At 60.1% G+C, this 17,856-nt stretch carries 22 protein-coding genes; 18 read left to right on the plus strand and 4 right to left on the minus strand.

Going from position 1 to position 17,856, the window contains the following annotated elements; translation table 11 throughout:
• Nucleotides 1-90 precede the first annotated feature (90 nt).
• Complete coding sequence (locus tag ACR0K4_RS01295; RefSeq protein ID WP_480852522.1) at nt 91-1,089, plus strand: glycosyltransferase family 2 protein; 999 nt, start codon at nt 91-93, stop codon at nt 1,087-1,089.
• Between the two features lie 233 nt (nt 1,090-1,322).
• On the opposite strand, the gene ACR0K4_RS01300 is transcribed toward ACR0K4_RS01295, so the two are convergent.
• A complete protein-coding gene (locus tag ACR0K4_RS01300) occupies nt 1,323-2,198 on the minus strand; it encodes a class I SAM-dependent methyltransferase (protein WP_480852523.1) in 876 nt (291 codons plus the stop codon).
• 232 nt (nt 2,199-2,430) lie between these two features.
• Here ACR0K4_RS01300 and ACR0K4_RS01305 point away from each other — a divergent pair, with 232 nt between their 5' ends.
• From ACR0K4_RS01305 to ACR0K4_RS01380, 16 genes are all read left to right on the plus strand, one after another.
• Nucleotides 2,431-3,591, plus strand: a complete 1,161-nt coding sequence (locus ACR0K4_RS01305) for a phage portal protein (RefSeq protein ID WP_480852524.1) — start codon at nt 2,431-2,433, stop codon at nt 3,589-3,591.
• Complete coding sequence (locus ACR0K4_RS01310) at nt 3,584-3,799, plus strand: GTA head formation protein, RCAP_rcc01685 family (RefSeq protein ID WP_480730094.1); 216 nt, start codon at nt 3,584-3,586, stop codon at nt 3,797-3,799. Before ACR0K4_RS01305 ends, ACR0K4_RS01310 begins: the two co-directional genes overlap by 8 nt.
• 26 nt (nt 3,800-3,825) lie before the next feature.
• Nucleotides 3,826-4,371 (plus strand): HK97 family phage prohead protease, encoded by a 546-nt coding sequence (locus tag ACR0K4_RS01315; protein ID WP_480852525.1) that lies wholly within the window; start codon nt 3,826-3,828, stop codon nt 4,369-4,371.
• 33 nt (nt 4,372-4,404) lie between these two features.
• Complete coding sequence (locus ACR0K4_RS01320; RefSeq protein WP_480852526.1) at nt 4,405-5,583, plus strand: phage major capsid protein; 1,179 nt, start codon at nt 4,405-4,407, stop codon at nt 5,581-5,583.
• A 169-nt stretch (nt 5,584-5,752) separates the two neighbouring features.
• Complete coding sequence (locus tag ACR0K4_RS01325; protein ID WP_480852527.1) at nt 5,753-6,352, plus strand: head-tail connector protein; 600 nt, start codon at nt 5,753-5,755, stop codon at nt 6,350-6,352.
• Nucleotides 6,349-6,687, plus strand: a complete 339-nt coding sequence (locus tag ACR0K4_RS01330) for a phage head closure protein (RefSeq protein WP_480852528.1) — start codon at nt 6,349-6,351, stop codon at nt 6,685-6,687. Before ACR0K4_RS01325 ends, ACR0K4_RS01330 begins: the two co-directional genes overlap by 4 nt.
• Nucleotides 6,684-7,097 carry a DUF3168 domain-containing protein gene (locus ACR0K4_RS01335; protein ID WP_480852529.1) on the plus strand — a complete coding sequence of 138 codons (414 nt, stop codon included), beginning with the start codon at nt 6,684-6,686 and terminating at the stop codon, nt 7,095-7,097. The genes ACR0K4_RS01330 and ACR0K4_RS01335 overlap by 4 nt, the downstream gene beginning before the upstream one ends.
• A 20-nt stretch (nt 7,098-7,117) precedes the next feature.
• Nucleotides 7,118-7,531, plus strand: coding sequence for a phage major tail protein, TP901-1 family (locus tag ACR0K4_RS01340; protein ID WP_480515550.1), 414 nt, complete (start codon nt 7,118-7,120; stop codon nt 7,529-7,531).
• Nucleotides 7,531-7,845 carry a gene transfer agent family protein gene (locus ACR0K4_RS01345; protein ID WP_480852530.1) on the plus strand — a complete coding sequence of 105 codons (315 nt, stop codon included), beginning with the start codon at nt 7,531-7,533 and terminating at the stop codon, nt 7,843-7,845. Before ACR0K4_RS01340 ends, ACR0K4_RS01345 begins: the two co-directional genes overlap by 1 nt.
• Complete coding sequence (locus tag ACR0K4_RS01350; protein WP_480852531.1) at nt 7,842-8,051, plus strand: rcc01693 family protein; 210 nt, start codon at nt 7,842-7,844, stop codon at nt 8,049-8,051. Before ACR0K4_RS01345 ends, ACR0K4_RS01350 begins: the two co-directional genes overlap by 4 nt.
• A complete protein-coding gene (locus tag ACR0K4_RS01355) occupies nt 8,038-8,700 on the plus strand; it encodes a phage tail tape measure protein (protein WP_480852532.1) in 663 nt (220 codons plus the stop codon). The genes ACR0K4_RS01350 and ACR0K4_RS01355 overlap by 14 nt, the downstream gene beginning before the upstream one ends.
• Nucleotides 8,701-8,712: 12 nt before the next feature.
• A complete protein-coding gene (locus tag ACR0K4_RS01360) occupies nt 8,713-9,345 on the plus strand; it encodes a phage distal tail protein, Rcc01695 family (RefSeq protein ID WP_480852533.1) in 633 nt (210 codons plus the stop codon).
• Nucleotides 9,345-10,229, plus strand: coding sequence for a DUF2163 domain-containing protein (locus ACR0K4_RS01365; protein ID WP_480515540.1), 885 nt, complete (start codon nt 9,345-9,347; stop codon nt 10,227-10,229). Before ACR0K4_RS01360 ends, ACR0K4_RS01365 begins: the two co-directional genes overlap by 1 nt.
• The gene (locus ACR0K4_RS01370) at nt 10,226-10,666 is read left to right on the plus strand and encodes an NlpC/P60 family protein (RefSeq protein WP_480515538.1); all 441 of its coding nucleotides are present in this window, start codon (nt 10,226-10,228) and stop codon (nt 10,664-10,666) included. The genes ACR0K4_RS01365 and ACR0K4_RS01370 overlap by 4 nt, the downstream gene beginning before the upstream one ends.
• Entirely contained in the window at nt 10,666-14,622 is a 3,957-nt protein-coding gene (locus ACR0K4_RS01375; protein ID WP_480852534.1) for a baseplate multidomain protein megatron, read from the plus strand. Before ACR0K4_RS01370 ends, ACR0K4_RS01375 begins: the two co-directional genes overlap by 1 nt.
• A gap of 8 nt (nt 14,623-14,630) precedes the next feature.
• On the plus strand, nt 14,631-14,927 hold the full coding sequence (locus ACR0K4_RS01380) for a DUF7742 family protein (RefSeq protein WP_480515534.1): 297 nt from the start codon (nt 14,631-14,633) through the stop codon (nt 14,925-14,927).
• Here ACR0K4_RS01380 and ACR0K4_RS01385 read toward each other — a convergent pair.
• Nucleotides 14,908-15,246 carry a TraR/DksA family transcriptional regulator gene (locus tag ACR0K4_RS01385; RefSeq protein WP_480515532.1) on the minus strand — a complete coding sequence of 113 codons (339 nt, stop codon included), beginning with the start codon at nt 15,244-15,246 and terminating at the stop codon, nt 14,908-14,910. The genes ACR0K4_RS01380 and ACR0K4_RS01385 overlap by 20 nt on opposite strands.
• A gap of 85 nt (nt 15,247-15,331) precedes the next feature.
• Here ACR0K4_RS01385 and cysE point away from each other — a divergent pair, with 85 nt between their 5' ends.
• Nucleotides 15,332-16,141 carry a serine O-acetyltransferase gene (cysE, locus tag ACR0K4_RS01390; protein ID WP_480515424.1) on the plus strand — a complete coding sequence of 270 codons (810 nt, stop codon included), beginning with the start codon at nt 15,332-15,334 and terminating at the stop codon, nt 16,139-16,141.
• A 12-nt stretch (nt 16,142-16,153) separates the two neighbouring features.
• Here the strand turns inward: cysE and ACR0K4_RS01395 are convergent, their stop codons facing one another.
• Both ACR0K4_RS01395 and ACR0K4_RS01400 read right to left on the minus strand, forming a co-directional pair.
• Nucleotides 16,154-16,399 carry a hypothetical protein gene (locus tag ACR0K4_RS01395; RefSeq protein ID WP_480515423.1) on the minus strand — a complete coding sequence of 82 codons (246 nt, stop codon included), beginning with the start codon at nt 16,397-16,399 and terminating at the stop codon, nt 16,154-16,156.
• Between the two features lie 155 nt (nt 16,400-16,554).
• The gene (locus tag ACR0K4_RS01400; protein WP_480515421.1) at nt 16,555-17,856 is read right to left on the minus strand and encodes a pyruvate dehydrogenase complex dihydrolipoamide acetyltransferase; all 1,302 of its coding nucleotides are present in this window, start codon (nt 17,854-17,856) and stop codon (nt 16,555-16,557) included.

Raw genomic sequence — 17,856 nt, forward strand, 5'->3', positions numbered from 1 at the left:
GGCCCCTGTCGCGACAAATGTTTATTGTTATGTCCGTCCGATTGGGGGCAATCCGTTTGGCGTATCTGACTATCACTGGGAGGTCAGATTTTGAGCGACAGAATTGTCATCTATTCGACGATGAAAAACGAAGGTCCGTTCATGATCGATTGGGTGGCCTATTACCTGTCCCTCGGCGTTTCGCATTTTCTGATTTACACAAATGACTGCGCCGACGGGACGGATCTGATTGCGCAACGTCTGCAAGAGCTCGGCGTTGCGACGCATGTCGACAATAGCGTGAAACCCGGTCAAAGCCCCCAGAACACGATGCTAAGGCGGGTGCGGGCGCACCCCGAATTTCTGGCGGCGGACTGGACCTTCTCGGTGGATGTAGATGAATACCTCAACATCCGCCTGCCTGAACCGACCCTTCCGGCGCTTTTGGCCATGCTGGAGGACGCGGCCGGTGGGCCTGTTGATGTCGCTTCGTTCACCTGGAAAATCTTTGGCTGTGGTGGGCAGGAAAGTTTTGAAGACAAGCCGGTGACCGAGCAGTTTTTTCTGTGTGATGCCGAGGACAGTTTTCATTCCGGCGTCGCCGCAGGGTTCAAAAGCATTACCCGCAACACCGGAATATTCACCCGTTATGGCCCGCATCGCCCTAAAGGTGCCGCCCCCGAGGCGATTGCTTCTGTCCGATGGGTGGATGGTGGTGGTCAGTGTCTGGACCCGGAAAAGGTCACGTGGCGGTCGGACGGCACGTTTCGGCACGACTTTGCGCGCCTTCACCACTATGTCACGCGCTCTATCGGGTCGTTTCTGGTGAAACGAGACCGGGGAAAAACCAATCACGTGCATGATGATCAGGCCGAGAAATATTGGCTGAACATGAATGCCAATATCGCCGAGGACCGATCCATTTTGCCGATATGGCAAAAGGCGATGCCCGTTAGGGACCGTTTGATGGAGGATCCGCGGTTATCGGACCTGCACGCCCACGCCTGTGAATGGCATCGTGACAAGATCGAAGAGTTGAACCAAAGACCGGACTGGTCAGAGTTCCGAAACTTCCTTTTGCGGAACAGGTTGGGTCTGGCCGGGTCTTAGCGACAGTTTCGGGCGCGCGGATGCCTGTGCATTTTAGTTGGTTCAGTGCATCACGTTTTGCAAGCCAAACCGGTGGGTACGTCGTTGCATGGTTGGCTGCGGAGCCTGTACAGGCGTGACTGTGGTCGTGGATGCAGGCGTTTAAGAGGCTTTGCTTTGGTGAACATGGGCAATTGTCAAAAGACTGGTATTCCCGGCGTTTTTGCGTCCCAATTGAGCAAGTGAGGACTTCGTTAGATTGGTTTTGTTGCGATGACCGCGAACTCGGAATGCTGTTCTGAAAATGGTTGGCCTGACACATCCCCGAGGAATTTCGTGACTTCGAGCCCAGCTTGCGAGATTTCTTGTGCAAGGCTTTCAGGGCTGAAGTATTGCAACCAGTTATATACCGTTTCCGGTTCACTGATTTCTGGAAAGATACTGTATTTATCTAACACCACTGCATCAGCGTCGTATTTGAAAGTGTTAAGGAAACAGTAATAATCTTCCTTATGCCAGAAGTGGTTCAACTGGTTCTTTTCGTAAGTTCTGATCTCTTCCCGCGCAATGTATGCTGGCATTGAATATACGTCCAATAGGATAGAGCCGCCGTCTTTCAGAAAAAGAAGGCATTTTGACAAGAACTGTCTTCGCTGTTCGGGGCTCAGCGCGCAAAAATCGTACATAATCAACATGATCAAATCGAACCGTTCAGAAGTCTCAAAGTCGAGATAGTTGACCTCAACGTAGTTGATGGTCAGATCAAACTGCTCAGCGTGCCGTCGGGCATATTGGATTGAGTTTTTTGAGAAGTCCAAACCCGTAACTTGCGCGCCCGACCTTGCCAGGCGAGAAGTATATAACCCGGGTCCGCAGCCGAAATCGCAAACCGACTTAGCAGGTCCGATTTGAAAGCGATTAGAAATCCACTCGCAAGATCGGTCGATAAATTCGACATTTTTGGACGATACGTCGATTGTTTCGTTCAGGTGAAACTGCAACATCTGATTTGCGCGGTATTCATCGGCCCAAAGTTCTTTTGCGGTGTATGAGCTGAACAGGTCAGGTTTCGTATTGATGTCCTTGAGTCTGGAAAACACGACCGCCTTTGGTTCTGGTTCGTTTGCCATTTCGAAGTGTCCTGAGAATCCCGATTATGCCCATAGCAGCATATGAGACGCGCTGGATAATGCACCGGTTTTATCGCAGTGCAACCTTGAAGCAGGGCATCACGGATCTCTTTGCCATGCGACATCTTCGGTGTTGCCCACCCCCCGGACGCTCCATTCCTGAGGTTTAAACTTCTTTCCGTCATAACTCCTTTCAACAAGCCGGGCAGAGCGGCGGCAGAAAGGAGCACAGATGGTATTCGATTTCTTGCGTCGTGGATCGGCTGAGGCAGCGCCCGAGGCGAAGGCGAGCGCGGCGGGGCCTGTGGTGGCGTGGCAGACGGGCGGGCGCGTGGCGTGGAGCCCTCGGGATGCGGTGTCGCTGACGCGGACGGGTTTTTCGGGGAACCCGGTGGGGTTTCGATGCGTTAAGCTGATTGCCGAGGCGGCGGCGGCTTTGCCGTTGGTGCTGCAGGATCAGGCGCAGCGGTTTGATGCCCATCCGATCCTGTCGCTGATGCGTCGTCCGAATGCGGCGCAGGGGCGGGCAGAGTTGATGGAGGCTCTGTTCGGGCAGTTGCTGCTGTCGGGCAATGCGTATGTCGAGGCGGTGCGGGCCGAGGAAGGGCTGCCGATTGAGCTGCATGTCTTGCGCTCGGACCGGATGAGCGTGGTGCCGGGCGCGGATGGCTGGCCCAAGGCGTATGACTATGCGGTGGGCGGCAAGAAGCACCGGTTTGCGGCGGAAAACATCTGCCATATCAAATCGTTCCATCCGCAGGACGATCACTATGGGTTCTCGCCCATGCAGGCGGCGGCGATGGCGATTGATGTGCATAACAGCGCGTCGCGCTGGTCGAAATCGTTGCTGGACAATGCGGCGCGGCCTTCGGGGGCGCTGGTGTGGAAGGGTGATGGCCATGGGGTGATGGCCGAGGATCAGTTCCGGCGTCTGTCGGATGAGATCGAGCAGAACTATCGCGGGGCGCGGAATGCGGGTCGTCCGATGGTTCTGGAAGGGGGGCTGGATTGGAAGCCGATGGGCTTTTCGCCGTCCGATATGGAGTTTCAGAAGACCAAGGAAGCCGCCGCCCGCGAGATCGCGCTGGCCTTTGGGGTCCCGCCGATGCTGCTGGGGATCCAGGGCGACGCGACCTATTCGAACTATCAGGAGGCCAACCGGGCGTTTTACCGCCTGACCGTGCTGCCTCTGGTGACGCGGGTGGCGGCGGCGGTGTCGGAATGGTTAGCGGGGTTCTCGGGTGAGTATCTGGTGCTGAAACCCGATCTGGATCAGGTGCCTGCGCTGTCTGCCGAGCGCGATGCGCAATGGGCGCGGGTGAGTGGGGCCGATTTCCTGAGCGATGCCGAGAAGCGCGCGTTGTTGGGGCTACCGGAGCGTAGCGATGGGTGACTATCCCTCGTTCGAGTGTGCGCCGGGGCTGAGGCTGGCCGCGCATGAGCGGGTGGCCGAGATCCAGCACGCGCATCTGTGCAGGCGGCTGGATCAGATCGAAGAGATGATGGAGCGGCTGGAGAAGCGGTTGTGGCTGACTGTTTACGGCGTGGCGGCAGTGATTTTGGCGCAGGCGTTTCAGTCGTTACTGGTAGTAGCGCCGTAATGTCAGCGGGTTACATGGAGAAGCTCATGGATTTGGAACATAAATTCGCGCGGTTTGGCGACGGGTTGTCGGTGACCGAGGATGCGGTGATCGAGGGCTATGCCAGCCTGTTCGGGCAGGTCGATCAGGGCAGCGATGTGGTGCAGCGCGGGGCGTATCGGGGGTCTCTGGACGGGCTGTCCAAGGCAGGTCAGCGGGTCAAGATGCTGTGGCAGCACGATCCGGCGCAGCCTATCGGCGTCTGGGACGAGGTGCGCGAGGACGACAAGGGCCTGTGGGTCAAAGGGCGTCTGCTGGAGGCCACGCAGAAGGGGCGTGAAGCAGCTGAGTTGATACGGGCGGGTGCGATGGATGGTCTGTCGATTGGCTATCGCACAAAGCGGGCTGTGAAGAATGACAAGGGCCAACGTGTCCTGACCGAACTGGAGCTGTGGGAGGTGTCCTTGGTGACTTTCCCGATGCTGCCCAGTGCGCGGGTGGCGGCGAAGGGCGGTGAGCCTGATACCGCGTTCACCTGGCGCAGTATTGCCGAGGTGTTTAACGACGCCCGGCAGGAGCTGGCGCGGATCTAGCGCCTCAAAACCCACCCAGAAAAGGAAGTGCTGATGAGCAAGACCGAGACCCCGGCCTTGACCGGAGAGGGTGCGCCCCTGGTTCAGGAGGTGAAGCAGGCGATGGCTGGCTTCGTGAATGAATTCAAGGGCCTCAAGGCCGAAGTTAAAACCAAACTGCAACAGACAGAAGAGCGACTGACCATGCTGGATCGTAAATCAACCATCGCGGCGCGCCCGCATCTTGCCGTGTCCATTGAGGACGGCGCACCGCACCAGAAGGCGTTCGATGCCTATGTGCGTTCTGGCGAGGATGACGGGCTGCGTGGGCTGGAGATTGAGGCCAAATCGCTGTCGAGCGCGGTGAACAGCGATGGCGGTTATCTGGTTGATCCGCAGACCGCTGAGATGATCAAGTCGGTGCTGAATTCGACCGCCTCGATCCGCTCGATCGCGTCGGTGGTGAATGTCGAGGCGAATTCGTTCGATGTGCTGATCGACCATACGGATGTCGGCGCGGGCTGGGCGGATGAGACCTCGGCCACAGCCGAGACCGCGACGCCGTCGATTGATCGCATTTCCATCCCGCTGCATGAGCTGAGCGCGCTGCCGAAAGCGTCGCAACGTCTGCTGGATGACAGCGCGTTTGATGTTGAGGGCTGGCTGGCTGGTCGTATCGCGGACAAGTTCGCGCGGGCTGAGGCGGCGGCGTTTATTGGTGGCGATGGGGCGGACAAGCCCAAGGGTCTTCTGAACCACACCAAGGTCGACAATGGCAGCTGGAGCTGGGGCAATCTGGGCTATGTGGCGACCGGCACGGATGGCGGTGTCGATGCGGATGCCATTGTGGATGTGGCCTACGCGCTGGGCGCGCAGTACCGGGTCAATGGCACCTTCGTGATGAACTCGAAAACCGCTGGTTTGATCCGCAAGCTGAAGGACAGCGATGGTCGTTTCCTGTGGTCCGATGGTCTGGCCGCCGGTGAGCCGGCGCGTCTGATGGGATACCCGGTGCTGATTGCCGAGGATATGCCGGATGCGGCGACCGACAGCTTCTCGATTGCGTTTGGCGACTTTCAGGCGGGTTACACCATCGCCGAGCGTCCTGATCTGCGCGTGCTGCGCGATCCGTTCAGCGCCAAGCCGCATGTTCTGTTTTACGCGACCAAGCGCGTCGGCGGCGATGTGAGCGATTTTGCTGCGATCAAGCTGGTGAAATTCGGCACCGCCTAAAGCGGGCCGAATCCGAGGGGCTTACGGGTCCCTCGGGCGGCGGGCACGGGCCGGGGTGAATCCTCGCGTTGTCTAGCTGCTCCCCTCCGTCCGAGCAACGTGGGGCGGCGCGTGCCCGTCATTTTCTGAAGGTCGGCCCCGGAGGGGTCCGAGATTGCGGAGTGAATGGATGATGTTGATCGAAGAAACCGCCATCGCGGATGCGGCGCTGCCGGTGGATCAGTTTAAGGCGCATCTGCGGCTGGGCACGGGGTTTGCCGAGGGTGATGTGCAGGACGAGGTGCTGAAAGGGTTTCTGCGCGCGGCCCTTGCGGCGATTGAAGCGCGGACCGGCAAGGTTCTGATCGAGCGGGATTTCTCGTGGACCGTTAGTGCCTGGCGTGATCCGGCGGGTGAGGTTCTGCCGGTGGCTCCGGTGGTGTCGGTTGGTGCGGTGACGCTGAGCGATGCGGCGGGGGTCGAGACCGTGGTGGATGTATTGGGGTATCGGCTGGAAGGCGATATGCAGCGCCCTCGGCTGCGCCCGTCGGGATCTTGTTTGCCAAAGGTGCAGACAGGTGGGGCGGTGAAGATCGGTTTCACCGCCGGGATGGCCGCGGATTGGGGCGGGTTGCCTGCCGATCTGGGTCAGGCGGTGCTGCTGCTGGCGGCGCATTACTACGAATATCGCGATGAGACGGCGCTGGGTGCTGGGTGCATGCCCTTTGGCGTGACCAGCCTGATCCAGCGCTATCGCACTGTGCGCTTTGGCGCAGGGGTGATGCAATGAGCGCGCCGCGATTAAACCGTAAGCTGGTGCTGGAGGCCCCGACGCGCGTGGCCGATGGCGCAGGCGGCTATACCGAGACCTGGGACGCTTTGGGCGCACTTTGGGCCGAAGTGACGGCGCGCAGCGGGGCGGAGCGGGCGGTTGGTGGAGCGTCGGTGTCGCGGGTTAGCTATCGCATCGTGGTGCGCGGTGCGCCTGAGGGGTCCGACATGCGGCCCGCGCCGGATCAGCGGTTTCGCGAAGGGTCGCGGCGGTTTGTGATCCGCGCGGTGGCTGAGCGCGATGGGCGCGGCCAGTATCTGACCTGTTTTGCAGATGAAGAGGTGGCGGCATGAGTTACGGCGTATCAGCCGCGTTGCAGGCGGCGGTGTTTCAGCAGTTGTCAGCGGATGCGCAGGTTGGCGCGTTGTCGGGCGGGGCAATCTATGACGCGGTGCCTTCGGGGGTGTTGCCTCAGACCTACGTGACGCTTGGCCCGGAAGAGGTGCGGGATGCCTCGGATCGGTCGGGTGTGGGCGCGGTGCATCGGTTCACGGTCTCGGTGGTGTCCGAGGCGGCAGGATTTGGCGCTGCCAAGTCGCTGGCTGGCGCGGTGTGTGACGCGCTGGAAGGTGCGGCGCTGAGTTTGAACCGGGGTCATCTGGTTGGCCTGTGGTTCGAGCGCGCCAGCGCCCGGCGCACGGGAACTGGCGGCGCGATCCGCCAGATCGACCTGAGATTCCGCGCCCGCGTGGAAGACGACTAAGCAATCAACGGAGAGAGCATATGGCTGCCCAGAACGGAAAAGACCTGTTGGTCAAAGTGGATATGAATGGCACGGGCCTGTTTCAGACCATCGCGGGGCTTCGCGCCACGCGGATCAGTTTCAACGCGGAAAGCGTGGATGTCACCAGCCTGGAAAGTCAGGGCGGGTGGCGCGAGTTGCTGTCGGGAGCGGGGGTAAAATCCGCTGCGATTTCCGGCTCGGGCGTGTTCAAGGATGCGGGGACCGACGAGCGTGCGCGTCAGCTGTTCTTTGACGGTGAAACGCCCGCGTTTCAGGTGATCATCCCCGATTTCGGCATCGTTGAGGGGCCGTTTCAGGTCAGCAGCATCGAATATGCGGGCTCGCATAACGGCGAGGCGACCTATGAGATGAGCATGGCAAGCGCCGGTGCGCTGAGCTTTACGGCGCTCTGATGGCCAATCCGTGGACGGGCGAGGTGGCGCTGACCATCGATGGGGAGCAGCGGGTGCTCAAGCTGACTTTGGGTGCTTTGGCGGAATTGGAACAAGAATTGCAGGCCGGGTCTCTGGTCGAGTTGGTGCAGCGGTTCGAGGGCGGCGGGTATTCCAGCAGCGATGTGCTGGCGTTGCTTGTCGCCGGGCTGCGGGGCGGCGGCGCGCAGGTGAGCCGTGCCGACCTGCTGCATGCCGAGATTGCGGGCGGGCCGATGGCGGGCGCGCGGGCGGCGGCTGAATTGCTGGCGCGCGCCTTCATGGTGCCCGAGTGAGCGGGTTCGACTGGCCCGCGCTGATGCGGGCCGGGTTTCTGGGCCTGCGGCTGACGCCGGATCAGTTCTGGCGTCTGACCCCGGCTGAGTTGCGGCTGATGCTGGGGCAGGGCGCGGGGATGCCTGCGATGAACCGGGCGGGGCTGGATGCGTTGCTGGCGGCCTATCCGGACAAGGAACAAGGAGAGCGTGATGACGGATCGTGAGGGGTTTGACGACCTGCAAGAGCGGGGCGAGGCGCTGGGCGATGCTTTGGGGGATGCCGCGACGATGGCGTCGGCGTTTGACGGGCAGATGAAGCGGATCAGTGCCGCCTTTGCTGAGACCGGCAAGGATGTCGCGACGCTGGAGCGCGGCATGTCCAGCGGGCTGCGCAAGGCGTTTGACGGTGTGGTTCTGGACGGGATGAGCCTGTCGGGGGCGCTGGATGTGCTGAAGAATTCGATGATCCAGACGGCTTATGCGGCGGCGATCAAGCCGGTGACGGATCATTTCGGCGGCATGTTGGCGAATACGGTTGGCGGGCTGGTCAAGGGCATTCTGCCTTTTGCCGATGGCGGCAGTTTTGCGCAGGGCCGCGTGATGCCCTTTGCCAATGGCGGCGTGGTCAGTAGCCCGACCATGTTCTCGATGCGCGGCGGCACCGGTTTGATGGGCGAGGCAGGCCCCGAGGCGATCATGCCGCTGGCGCGCGGGGCCGACGGCAAGCTGGGTGTGCGGACTCAGGGCGGCGGTGGTGCCGTGAACGTGGTGATGAACATCTCTACGCCGGACGTGCAGGGGTTCCGCCGCTCGCAAGGGCAGATCGCGGCGCAGATGAGCCGCGCCTTGGGGCGTGGCAATCGCAACAGGTAAGGGGAGCAGGCAATGAATTTCCACGAGGTGAGATTTCCGGCCGGTCTGAGTTTCGGCTCGGTCGGGGGGCCCGAGCGGCGCACGGATATCGTGACGCTGGCCAACGGGTTTGAGGAACGCAACACGCCCTGGGCACATTCGCGCAGGCGTTATGATGCGGGGCTGGGGATGCGGTCGCTTGACGATATCGAAACGCTGATTTCCTTCTTCGAGGCGCGACAGGGTCAGATGTTTGGGTTCCGCTGGAAAGACTGGTCCGACTACAAATCCGGCGCGGCTACGGCTGAAGTCGGTACGGGCGATCAAGTGATTGCACGGGGAGATGGAGTAAGTACCAACTTTCAATTGATTAAGACTTATAGTTCAGGTGGTTTTAGCTATGTGAGGCCGGTGCTGAAACCGGTCTTGGGAACAGTGAAGCTGGGTCTCGATCAGGACGCGCTGCGCGAAGGCATCGACTTTGACGTAAATCTGTCCACCGGCTTGATAACCATGGCCTCGGCACCGCCCGAACAGGTCGAAATCACTGCCGGGTTCGAATTCGATGTGCCCGTCAGGTTCGACACTGACAAAATTCAGACAAGCGTCGCCAGTTTTCAGGCCGGAGATGTACCGAACGTACCAGTGGTTGAGGTACGTGTCTGATGAGAAATGATGCGCAATCCCTTGAATCGTATTTGAAATCGGGCCTCACAACCGTATGTCGATGTTGGTCGATAACCCGATCAGATGGGCGACAATTCGGGTTTACCGATCATGATATGGAACTGGCGTTTGAAGGCTTGACCTTCAAGGCCAGTACCGGGCTGACTGCCTCGGCGATCGAACAGGCGACTGGCTTGTCGATTGACAATACCGAGGCCATGGGGGCCTTTTCCGATGCTTCTGTACGTGAAGAGGATATCGAGGCCGGGCGTTTCGATGGCGCCGAGGTCCGGGCATGGTTGGTCAACTGGGCCGATCCAGCGCAACGCAGCCTGCAGTTTCGCGGCTCGATTGGCGAGCTGCGTCGGGCGGGCGGGGCGTTTCATGCCGAGCTGCGCGGTTTGACCGATCTGCTGAATCGCCCCCTGGGGCGGATCTATCAGAAACCTTGCACAGCGGTTCTGGGGGATCGGTCCTGCGGGTTCAATCTTACTGCACCCGGATTTTGGATCGAAGCCGAGATCAGCGCGCTTGAGGGCGCGTCGGTGCAGCTACGCGGTGGCACCGGTGCAAGCCAAAACTGGTTCGAGCGTGGTCGACTGGATGTTCTGACCGGTCCAGCTGCGGGTTTGTGGCGGGCGGTCAAGCAGGATCATCGTTTGGACGCCGGGCGCAAAATCACGCTGTGGTCAGCGGTAGGCGGTGGGCTGACCATCGGGGATCGCGTGCGGCTGACCGCCGGTTGTGACAAGCGCATGGAGACTTGCCGGCTGAAATTCAACAATCTGATGAACTTCCAGGGCTTTCCTGACCTTCCAAGCGAAGACTGGGTGATGGCCGTGCCCAAAAAGGGTGGTTCGAACAGAGGCAGGAGCAGACGATGAACAAGCAAAACATCGTAACCGAAGCGCGGAGTTGGCTGGGGACACCTTACGTGCATCAGGCCTCGGTCAAAGGGGCCGGAACCGACTGTCTGGGGTTGTTGCGGGGCGTCTGGCGCGCCGTGTTGGGATGCGAACCCGAGGCGGTTCCGGTCTACAGTATGGACTGGTCTGAACCTCAAGGCGATGAACGCATGTGGGCGGCCGCCCGGCGTCATCTGGTCGAACGGAACCCGTCCCAGTTCGAGCCGGGCGATGCGCTGCTGTTTCGGATGCGTGATCAGGGCGTCGCCAAACATTTGGGCATTGTCAGCGAGGCGGGCGCGGTGCCGCGCTTTATTCACGCCTATTCAGGACATGGTGTGGTCGAAAACGCGTTGAGCGCGCCATGGCAGCGCCGCGTGGTCGCTTGTTTCGAGTTTCCGCTGGGGGATTTCTGATGGCTACAATTCTTCTGTCAGCGGCTGGCGCCGCAATCGGAGGGTCGATCGGCGGAACCGTTGCGGGGCTGTCGTCTGCGATTATCGGCCGGGCCGTAGGTGCCACGCTGGGGCGTGTTATCGACCAACGGCTGATGGGCCAGTCGGTTTTGGGAAGCGGCAGCGAGGTTGTGGAAACCGGGCGTCTGGACCGCTTTCGGCTGACCGAAACCGGAGAGGGTTCGCCCGTGACCACTGTGTTTGGGCGGATGCGTGTGGGTGGCCAGGTAATCTGGGCGTCGGACTTTCTTGAAACCCGCACCACCTCGACCTCGACCCAATCCACCGGCGGCGGCAAAGGCAAACCCAAACCCGCCGAGGTCAAAACAAAGACTGTCACCTACAGCTATTCGGTGTCGTTGGCGATTGCCGTCGGAACAGGCGTAATCGCGGATGTGCCGCGTGTCTGGGCCGACGGGGAAGAGATCGAGCGAAACTCGTTAATGATGCGCGTGTATCACGGAACGTCGGATCAGTTGCCCGACCCATTGATCGAGGCGGTTGAGGGCACGGGCACTGTACCGGCCTATCGCGGCACGGCCTATGTCGTGATCGAGGATTTCCCGCTGGGGTCATACGGAAACCGGGTGCCGCAATTCTCGTTCGAGGTGGTCCGTCAGGACCAAAAGGACATGCCGGACTATGACGAGGCCCTGTCGCAGGCGGTCAAAGGTGTGGCTCTGATGCCGGGAACAGGCGAATACACGCTTGCCACCTCGCAGGTCAATTACTGGAAGGGCAAAGGCCGAAACTGGGCCGCAAATGCACATTCCCGCTCCGGCTCTTCCGATATGGCGACCTCATTGCGGGCTTTGCAAAATGAATTGCCGGGGTGCGAGGCGGCGTCGCTTGTTGTTTCGTGGTTTGGTGACGATCTGCGCTGCGGGAGCTGCGATATTCGACCAAAGGTGGAACGCAAGAACGCTGATGGCAAGAACATGCCTTGGCGGGTGGCCGGGTTGACCCGTGCATCTGCGCAGAATGTGAAATGGAAGGATGGTCGCCCGATTTATGGCGGCACACCCGCCGACGGCGCAGTGATACAGGCGATCAAGCGCCTTAAAAATAATGGCAAACGGGTGATGTTCTATCCGTTCATCCTGATGGAGCAAATGCAGGGCAATAGCTTGCCAGACCCGTGGTCTGATGCGGGTGAGCAGCCTCATTTGCCTTGGCGGGGCCGGATCACGCTGGACATTGCACCGGGGCGCAGCGGATCGCCGGATCAGACGGCGGAGGCGGACGCACAGGTGGCGGCGTTTTTCGGTTCTGCGCGCGCTTCGCATTTTAAGATTCAGAACGGATCCGTGGTCTATTCAGGTCCGCAGGAGTGGGGCTTGCGCCGGTTCATTTTGCATTACGCGGCCCTGTGCAAAGCAGCGGGTGGTGTGGCTTCGTTTTGTATCGGTTCCGAGATGCGCGGCCTGACACAGATTCGGGGTGCATCCGGATTTCCGGCTGTCGCGCGGCTGCGGACACTGGCGGCGGAGGTGCGTCAGATTCTGGGCGCGAATACCAAAATCGGATACGCGGCGGATTGGTCCGAGTATTTCGGCTATTCCCCCGCTGGTAGCGGAGATCGGTATTTCCACCTTGATGACCTTTGGGCCGATGACAACATCGATTTCGTAGGCATCGACAATTACATGCCTCTGTCGGACTGGCGCGAAGGCGACACGCATCTGGATGCGCAGGCCGGGACAGGTTCGATCTATGATCTGGACTATCTGCGCGCAAATGTCGAAGGCGGCGAAGGGTATGACTGGTATTATGCTTCACCCGAAGAAGCCGAAGCACAGATTCGCACGCCGATCACCGACGTGGCGCATGACGAGGCCTGGATCTGGCGATACAAGGACTTGCGCAACTGGTGGGGCAACCGGCATCACGAACGGATCGGGGGGGTTCGGCAGGCGTCTCCGACAAGCTGGGTGCCGGGCTCGAAACCGATCTGGTTCACCGAGTTGGGTTGTGCAGCCATCGACAAGGGCACGAACGAACCGAACAAGTTTCTTGATCCTAAATCGTCGGAATCAAGTTTACCCAAGTTTTCCAACGGAATGCGGGATGACTTTATTCAGGTGCAATACCTAAAGGCGGTACTGGGATACTGGAACGACCCTTCCCGAAACCCGGTTTCGGACATTTACGACGCGCCGATGGTAGACATGTCAAACGCCTATGTCTGGGCCTGGGATGCGCGACCATTTCCAACCTTCCCGAACCTGCGCAGGCAGTGGAGTGACGGTGAAAACTATGCCCGCGGGCATTGGTTGAATGGACGGTCGGGGTCGCGGACTCTGGCCTCGGTCGTGACCGAAATCTGTCATGGTGCCGGCTTGACGGATATTGATGTATCCGAGCTTTATGGCGTGGTTCGTGGCTACGCCGTCGAAGACGTGATGGATGCTCGCCAGGCCCTTCAGCCTCTGATGATGCGTTATGGGTTCGATGCAATTGAGCGCGGTGGGAAACTGGTGTTTCGAACTCGGGGAACGCAGCGTGCCATCGATGTGTCGCCCGAACAGATCGCCGTCAGTACGGACATCGACGGCCCGATCGAGCATCGGCGTGAGGCCGAGGCCGAGATGACCGGGCGTGTCCGCCTGCGGTTCGTGCAGTCGGACGCCGACCATGATCTGGTGGCGGAAGAGGCGGTGTTGCCCGATGATCAGACCCACGCCGTAGCCGTCAACGAAATGCCGTTGTCCATGACACGTGCAGAGGGGCGGCAAACCGTCGAGCGCTGGTTGAGCGAATCCCGGATTTCCCGCGAAACGGCGCGCTTTGCGTTGCCGCCGTCGATGTCGCACATCGGGGCGGGGGATGTTGTACGGCTGAACGGGGCGGGCGATGCGCTGTATCGCGTCGACCGTCTGGAACAGGCCGAGTTGCAGCTGGCTGACGCTGTGCGGATTGAGCCAGAAGTCTATTCTGCCGCCGAGGTGGAAGATGACGGCGCGACGACCAAACCGTTTGACGCGCCAGTCCCTGTTTACCCGGTGTTCATGGACTTGCCGCTGATCACCGGTGCGGAATCGCCATATGCGCCTTACTTGGCGGTTTCAGCTGAACCCTGGCCGGGCAGCGTGGCGATGTATGCCTCGGCCCAGGACGAAGACTATACGCTTGCTCAGGTCATTGCTGGACAGGCGGTCATGGGGTTCACTGAAACGCCCCTGCGCCGCGCCAATGCGGGTATCTGGGATGAAGGCGGCGCGTTGCGTGTCAATCTGATCGACGGGGTGCTGGAATCCCGATCTCGCCGCGCATTGCTGAGTGGTTATAATCTGGCGGCGATTGGGGACGGAACCCCGGGTCGATGGGAAGTGTTTCAGTTCGCCGATGCGGCCTTGCAGGAACCCGGTGTCTATGTTCTTTCGGGTCGGTTGCGCGGCCAGCTTGGAACAGATGCGATCATGCCCGATGTCTGGCCCGAGGGATCGACCTTTGTTTTGCTGGACGAACGTGTTTATCAGACCGATCTGTTGCCAACCGAACGGCGCATTGCGAGACATTACCGCATTGGCCCGGCAACACGAGGTTACGAGGATCCCTCATTTATTCATCTGGTCGAGGCATTTGATGGCAACGGATTGCGCCCTTACGCCCCTGTTCATCTGAGGGTGCAAAAGTCACCGGTCGGAGACCAGATGACGTGGATCAGGCGAACCCGTGTTGGCGGGGATGACTGGAGCGGGTTCGACGTGCCCTTGGCGGAGGAAACTGAATCCTATCTGATCCGAGTCCGGGCCTCAGGCGCGTTGGTCCGCGAAGTTCAGACCAATTCTCCGATCTGGTCTTATTCCAATGCTATGAAAGCCTCGGACGGAGCGGCGCAGGGCTATGATGTCGAAGTGGCCCAGATCTCGGCCGAGTACGGTCCGGGGGCAATTGCGCGCCTGTCGGTTGGATAAACCGACACATGCGCCCGTTGCTACATGGTGATCTCAGCGCGGCGGCTCGGGCTTTGTTGGCGGTTCCGCCGCGCCTGCGCCGCCGCTTGTGCGCGCGTTTGCTTGTCGAAGCGGAACTGGCCGATGTTTATGTCGCCGAAACCGGGCGACTGCATCCGCTGTTTGGCAATGGCTCGCTGATGGCGGCTGCGCGGACCCGGCCCCTGGCGGATGAGCCCAGTTTTGACGACCGCCAATATTGCCAGTGTTTCGAGATGATCCTGCAGGCCCTGATCCGCTTTCACGTCAGCCGGACGCGCAACTGACGCACCGGCTGGCGGCGAGGTCCAGTTCAAGCCGTCCCCGGGCAATCGGTTCACCACAGTCTTCGCAATACCCGTATTCGCCCTCGTCGATACGGGCAAGCGCCTCAGTCAGACGCCGCGTTTCGATATCGCGTCGGGTTTGCTGCGCTTTGGCCATTGCCTGATTCTGCAAAGCATCCATACGGCTCAGGCGTCCGACTGCCTGCTGATCCAGTTCCACAACAGATTGCGCCTGTTGTCCGATACTCGATTGATTGGCCAAGTCGCGCAACCGGGATTCGATCAAAGCCTTGAAATGTGGCCAGTCTTTTTCGTTCATTTTTTGTTGCATTCCATATCAAGGGTTTGCGTTTGGCCTTTTTGCCCCTAGATGGCTATTCTAGGCGCAGCAAAGGATCAAAGCCATGTTCAAAAAGCGCAGCCATGTGACCCCAGTTGACCCGGTTTGGGATCGGATCACCACCGAAGCCAATGCGGCGGTCGAGCAAGAGCCGCTGATGGGCGGTCTGGTGCACGCTTGTATTCTGCATCACCGTAGCCTTGAACGCGCGCTTTCCTATCGGGTGGCGGCCAAGCTTTGCTCGAACGAAATGTCGATGATGGTGCTGCGCGAGATCGTGGATGAGGCCTATGCTGACGATCCTTCGCTGCTGGAAGCGGCGCGGGCAGATCTTATGGCGGTCTATGAACGCGACCCGGCCTGCCACCGTCTGTTGCAGCCGATCCTGTACTTCAAAGGCTATCAGGCCATGCAGGCTTATCGTGTGGCTCATTGGCTTTGGCAAAAAGGACGGCATGATCTGGCGTATTTCTTCCAGATGCGGTCGTCCGAGATTTTTGGGATCGACATTCATCCTGCCGCAAAGATCGGCAAGGGAATCATGATCGACCATGCTCATTCCATTGTGATTGGCGAAACGGCGGTCGTTGGCGACAACGTCTCGATGCTGCATTCGGTCACGCTGGGCGGGACCGGCAAGGAAGAAGAGCAACGCCATCCCAAGATCGGGAACGGCGTGCTGATCGGGGCCGGCGCCAAGGTTCTGGGCAATATCGAGGTGGGACATTGCAGCCGCATTGCCGCCGGGTCCGTTGTGCTGCAAGAGGTGCCCGCGTGCAAAACCGTTGCTGGCATCCCCGCGAAGATCGTCGGAGAAGCCGGGTGCGAGCAGCCTTCGATCTCGATGGATCACATGCTGGGCAAGAACCAGTAACCTTTCGTCAGATCACTGGCTGGCGCGGCTGTTCTTCCGGTTCAACCGCTTAAGCCGACGTTCTTCCCGCCGCTGCTTGCGCAGTTCGATCCGCTTGGCACGTTCCTCTTCCCATTTGGCAATAGCGGCAGGATCGTTCTGTTTGAACTTTGAATTCTCGCCCGGATAGGTATTGGGCTTGGCTAATGCGACCGCAGGGGCGGTAAGGGCCAGCGCAGACAGGATCAAAAGGGTTTGGGCTTTTTTTGCGAAATTCATCGTACACCTATGCATCCGAAATTGGTCTGCATCCAAGGTGGGACAGGCTGCGGTATGAAACAATGGCTGGGCAGATCACACCTGCTCACAACACGTCAGCACAAACGCAAGACGCGCCGAAGAATGCTCCGGCGCGTTTTGCAGTCAGAATGGCTTTAGGCCAGCATAACCATCGGATTTTCAAGATTTTCCACGATAGCCTTGAGCAGCTCTGCCCCGAGTGCCCCGTCAATCACGCGGTGATCGACGGACATGGTGACCGACATGACGGTGGCGACCGTCAACTCGCCGTCATCGCCAACAACCGGCTTTTTGACACCAGTGCCGACGGCAAGGATACCAGCGTGCGGCGGGTTCACGATAGCGTCGAAATTGTCGATACCGAACATGCCCAGGTTCGAAACTGCAAAGGTGCCGCCTTGGTACTCGTGGGGGGCCAGCTTGCGCTCGCGGGCACGACCGGCCAGGTCTTTCATCTCGGTGGACAATGCGGAAAGTGACTTCATGTCGGCGTCCTGCAGGACCGGAGTGAACAGACCGCCTTCGATGGCGACCGCTACGGCCACGTCCGAAGGTTTCAGTTGCAGAACCCGATCACCCGCCCAGACGGCGTTGCATTCTGGAACCTGCTGCAGCGCGTTGGCGACGGCCTTGATGATGAAGTCGTTGACGCTGAGCTTGACGCCCCGACCTTCCAGCTGCTTGTTCAGCTGGCTGCGGAACTTGAGCAGCGCATCCAGCTTGATATCGCGGCGCAGGTAGAAATGCGGGATGGTTTGCTTGGCTTCGGACAGGCGCGCGGCAATTGTTTTCCGCATTCCGTCCAGCTTGACCTCTTCGTAGTCGCGGCCTTCGTACATCTTGGCCACGGCATCTGCGGACGGACCAGCCGGGGCTGCGGCCGCCGGGGCTGCTGCTGCAGGTACTGCAGCGGGGGCCGGAACGGTTGCGGTTGCACCTTCCACATCCGCTTTGACGATACGGCCATGCGGGCCAGAGCCGGTGATCTGTGCCAGATCAAGGCCCTTTTGCGCGGCGATGCGACGGGCCAGTGGCGAGGCGAAGATACGACCACCATCGGCCTTGGTGGGCGCTGCCGGGGCAGGGGCAGGCGCCTCGGATGCCGCTGGCGCGGCAGTCTCGTTGCCCGCGGCGGCTGCGGGGGCAGCCGCTGGAGCTGTGGCAGGAGTTGCGCCAATGTCATCGGCGCTTTCGCCATCTTCCAGAAGGACCGCAATCGCGGTGTTGACCTTGACCCCTTCGGAGCCTTCCGGGATCAGGATCTTGCCGATGGTGCCTTCGTCAACGGCCTCGAACTCCATCGTGGCCTTGTCGGTTTCAATCTCGGCCAGCAGGTCACCGGACGAGACGGTATCGCCCTCTTTGACGAGCCATTTTGCAAGGGTGCCTTCTTCCATCGTCGGGGACAGGGCGGGCATCAGGATTTCGGTGGGCAT

It is taken from the genome of Ruegeria sp. K11, from assembly GCF_056531905.1.

Excerpts from the sequence above, each read along its gene's own strand:
- ACR0K4_RS01300 (WP_480852523.1), bottom strand. The coding sequence starts at position 2,198 with ATGGCAAACGAACCAGAACCAAAGGCGGTCGTGTTTTCCAGACTCAAG.
- ACR0K4_RS01305 (WP_480852524.1), top strand. The coding sequence starts at position 2,431 with ATGGTATTCGATTTCTTGCGTCGTGGATCGGCTGAGGCAGCGCCCGAG.
- ACR0K4_RS01310 (WP_480730094.1), top strand. The coding sequence starts at position 3,584 with ATGGGTGACTATCCCTCGTTCGAGTGTGCGCCGGGGCTGAGGCTGGCC.
- ACR0K4_RS01315 (WP_480852525.1), top strand. The coding sequence starts at position 3,826 with ATGGATTTGGAACATAAATTCGCGCGGTTTGGCGACGGGTTGTCGGTG.
- ACR0K4_RS01320 (WP_480852526.1), top strand. The coding sequence starts at position 4,405 with ATGAGCAAGACCGAGACCCCGGCCTTGACCGGAGAGGGTGCGCCCCTG.
- ACR0K4_RS01325 (WP_480852527.1), top strand. The coding sequence starts at position 5,753 with ATGATGTTGATCGAAGAAACCGCCATCGCGGATGCGGCGCTGCCGGTG.
- ACR0K4_RS01330 (WP_480852528.1), top strand. The coding sequence starts at position 6,349 with ATGAGCGCGCCGCGATTAAACCGTAAGCTGGTGCTGGAGGCCCCGACG.
- ACR0K4_RS01335 (WP_480852529.1), top strand. The coding sequence starts at position 6,684 with ATGAGTTACGGCGTATCAGCCGCGTTGCAGGCGGCGGTGTTTCAGCAG.
- ACR0K4_RS01340 (WP_480515550.1), top strand. The coding sequence starts at position 7,118 with ATGGCTGCCCAGAACGGAAAAGACCTGTTGGTCAAAGTGGATATGAAT.
- ACR0K4_RS01345 (WP_480852530.1), top strand. The coding sequence starts at position 7,531 with ATGGCCAATCCGTGGACGGGCGAGGTGGCGCTGACCATCGATGGGGAG.
- ACR0K4_RS01355 (WP_480852532.1), top strand. The coding sequence starts at position 8,038 with ATGACGGATCGTGAGGGGTTTGACGACCTGCAAGAGCGGGGCGAGGCG.
- ACR0K4_RS01360 (WP_480852533.1), top strand. The coding sequence starts at position 8,713 with ATGAATTTCCACGAGGTGAGATTTCCGGCCGGTCTGAGTTTCGGCTCG.
- ACR0K4_RS01365 (WP_480515540.1), top strand. The coding sequence starts at position 9,345 with ATGAGAAATGATGCGCAATCCCTTGAATCGTATTTGAAATCGGGCCTC.
- ACR0K4_RS01370 (WP_480515538.1), top strand. The coding sequence starts at position 10,226 with ATGAACAAGCAAAACATCGTAACCGAAGCGCGGAGTTGGCTGGGGACA.
- ACR0K4_RS01375 (WP_480852534.1), top strand. The coding sequence starts at position 10,666 with ATGGCTACAATTCTTCTGTCAGCGGCTGGCGCCGCAATCGGAGGGTCG.
- ACR0K4_RS01380 (WP_480515534.1), top strand. The coding sequence starts at position 14,631 with ATGCGCCCGTTGCTACATGGTGATCTCAGCGCGGCGGCTCGGGCTTTG.
- ACR0K4_RS01385 (WP_480515532.1), bottom strand. The coding sequence starts at position 15,246 with ATGAACGAAAAAGACTGGCCACATTTCAAGGCTTTGATCGAATCCCGG.
- cysE (WP_480515424.1), top strand. The coding sequence starts at position 15,332 with ATGTTCAAAAAGCGCAGCCATGTGACCCCAGTTGACCCGGTTTGGGAT.
- ACR0K4_RS01395 (WP_480515423.1), bottom strand. The coding sequence starts at position 16,399 with ATGAATTTCGCAAAAAAAGCCCAAACCCTTTTGATCCTGTCTGCGCTG.
- ACR0K4_RS01400 (WP_480515421.1), bottom strand. The coding sequence starts at position 17,856 with ATGCCCACCGAAATCCTGATGCCCGCCCTGTCCCCGACGATGGAAGAA.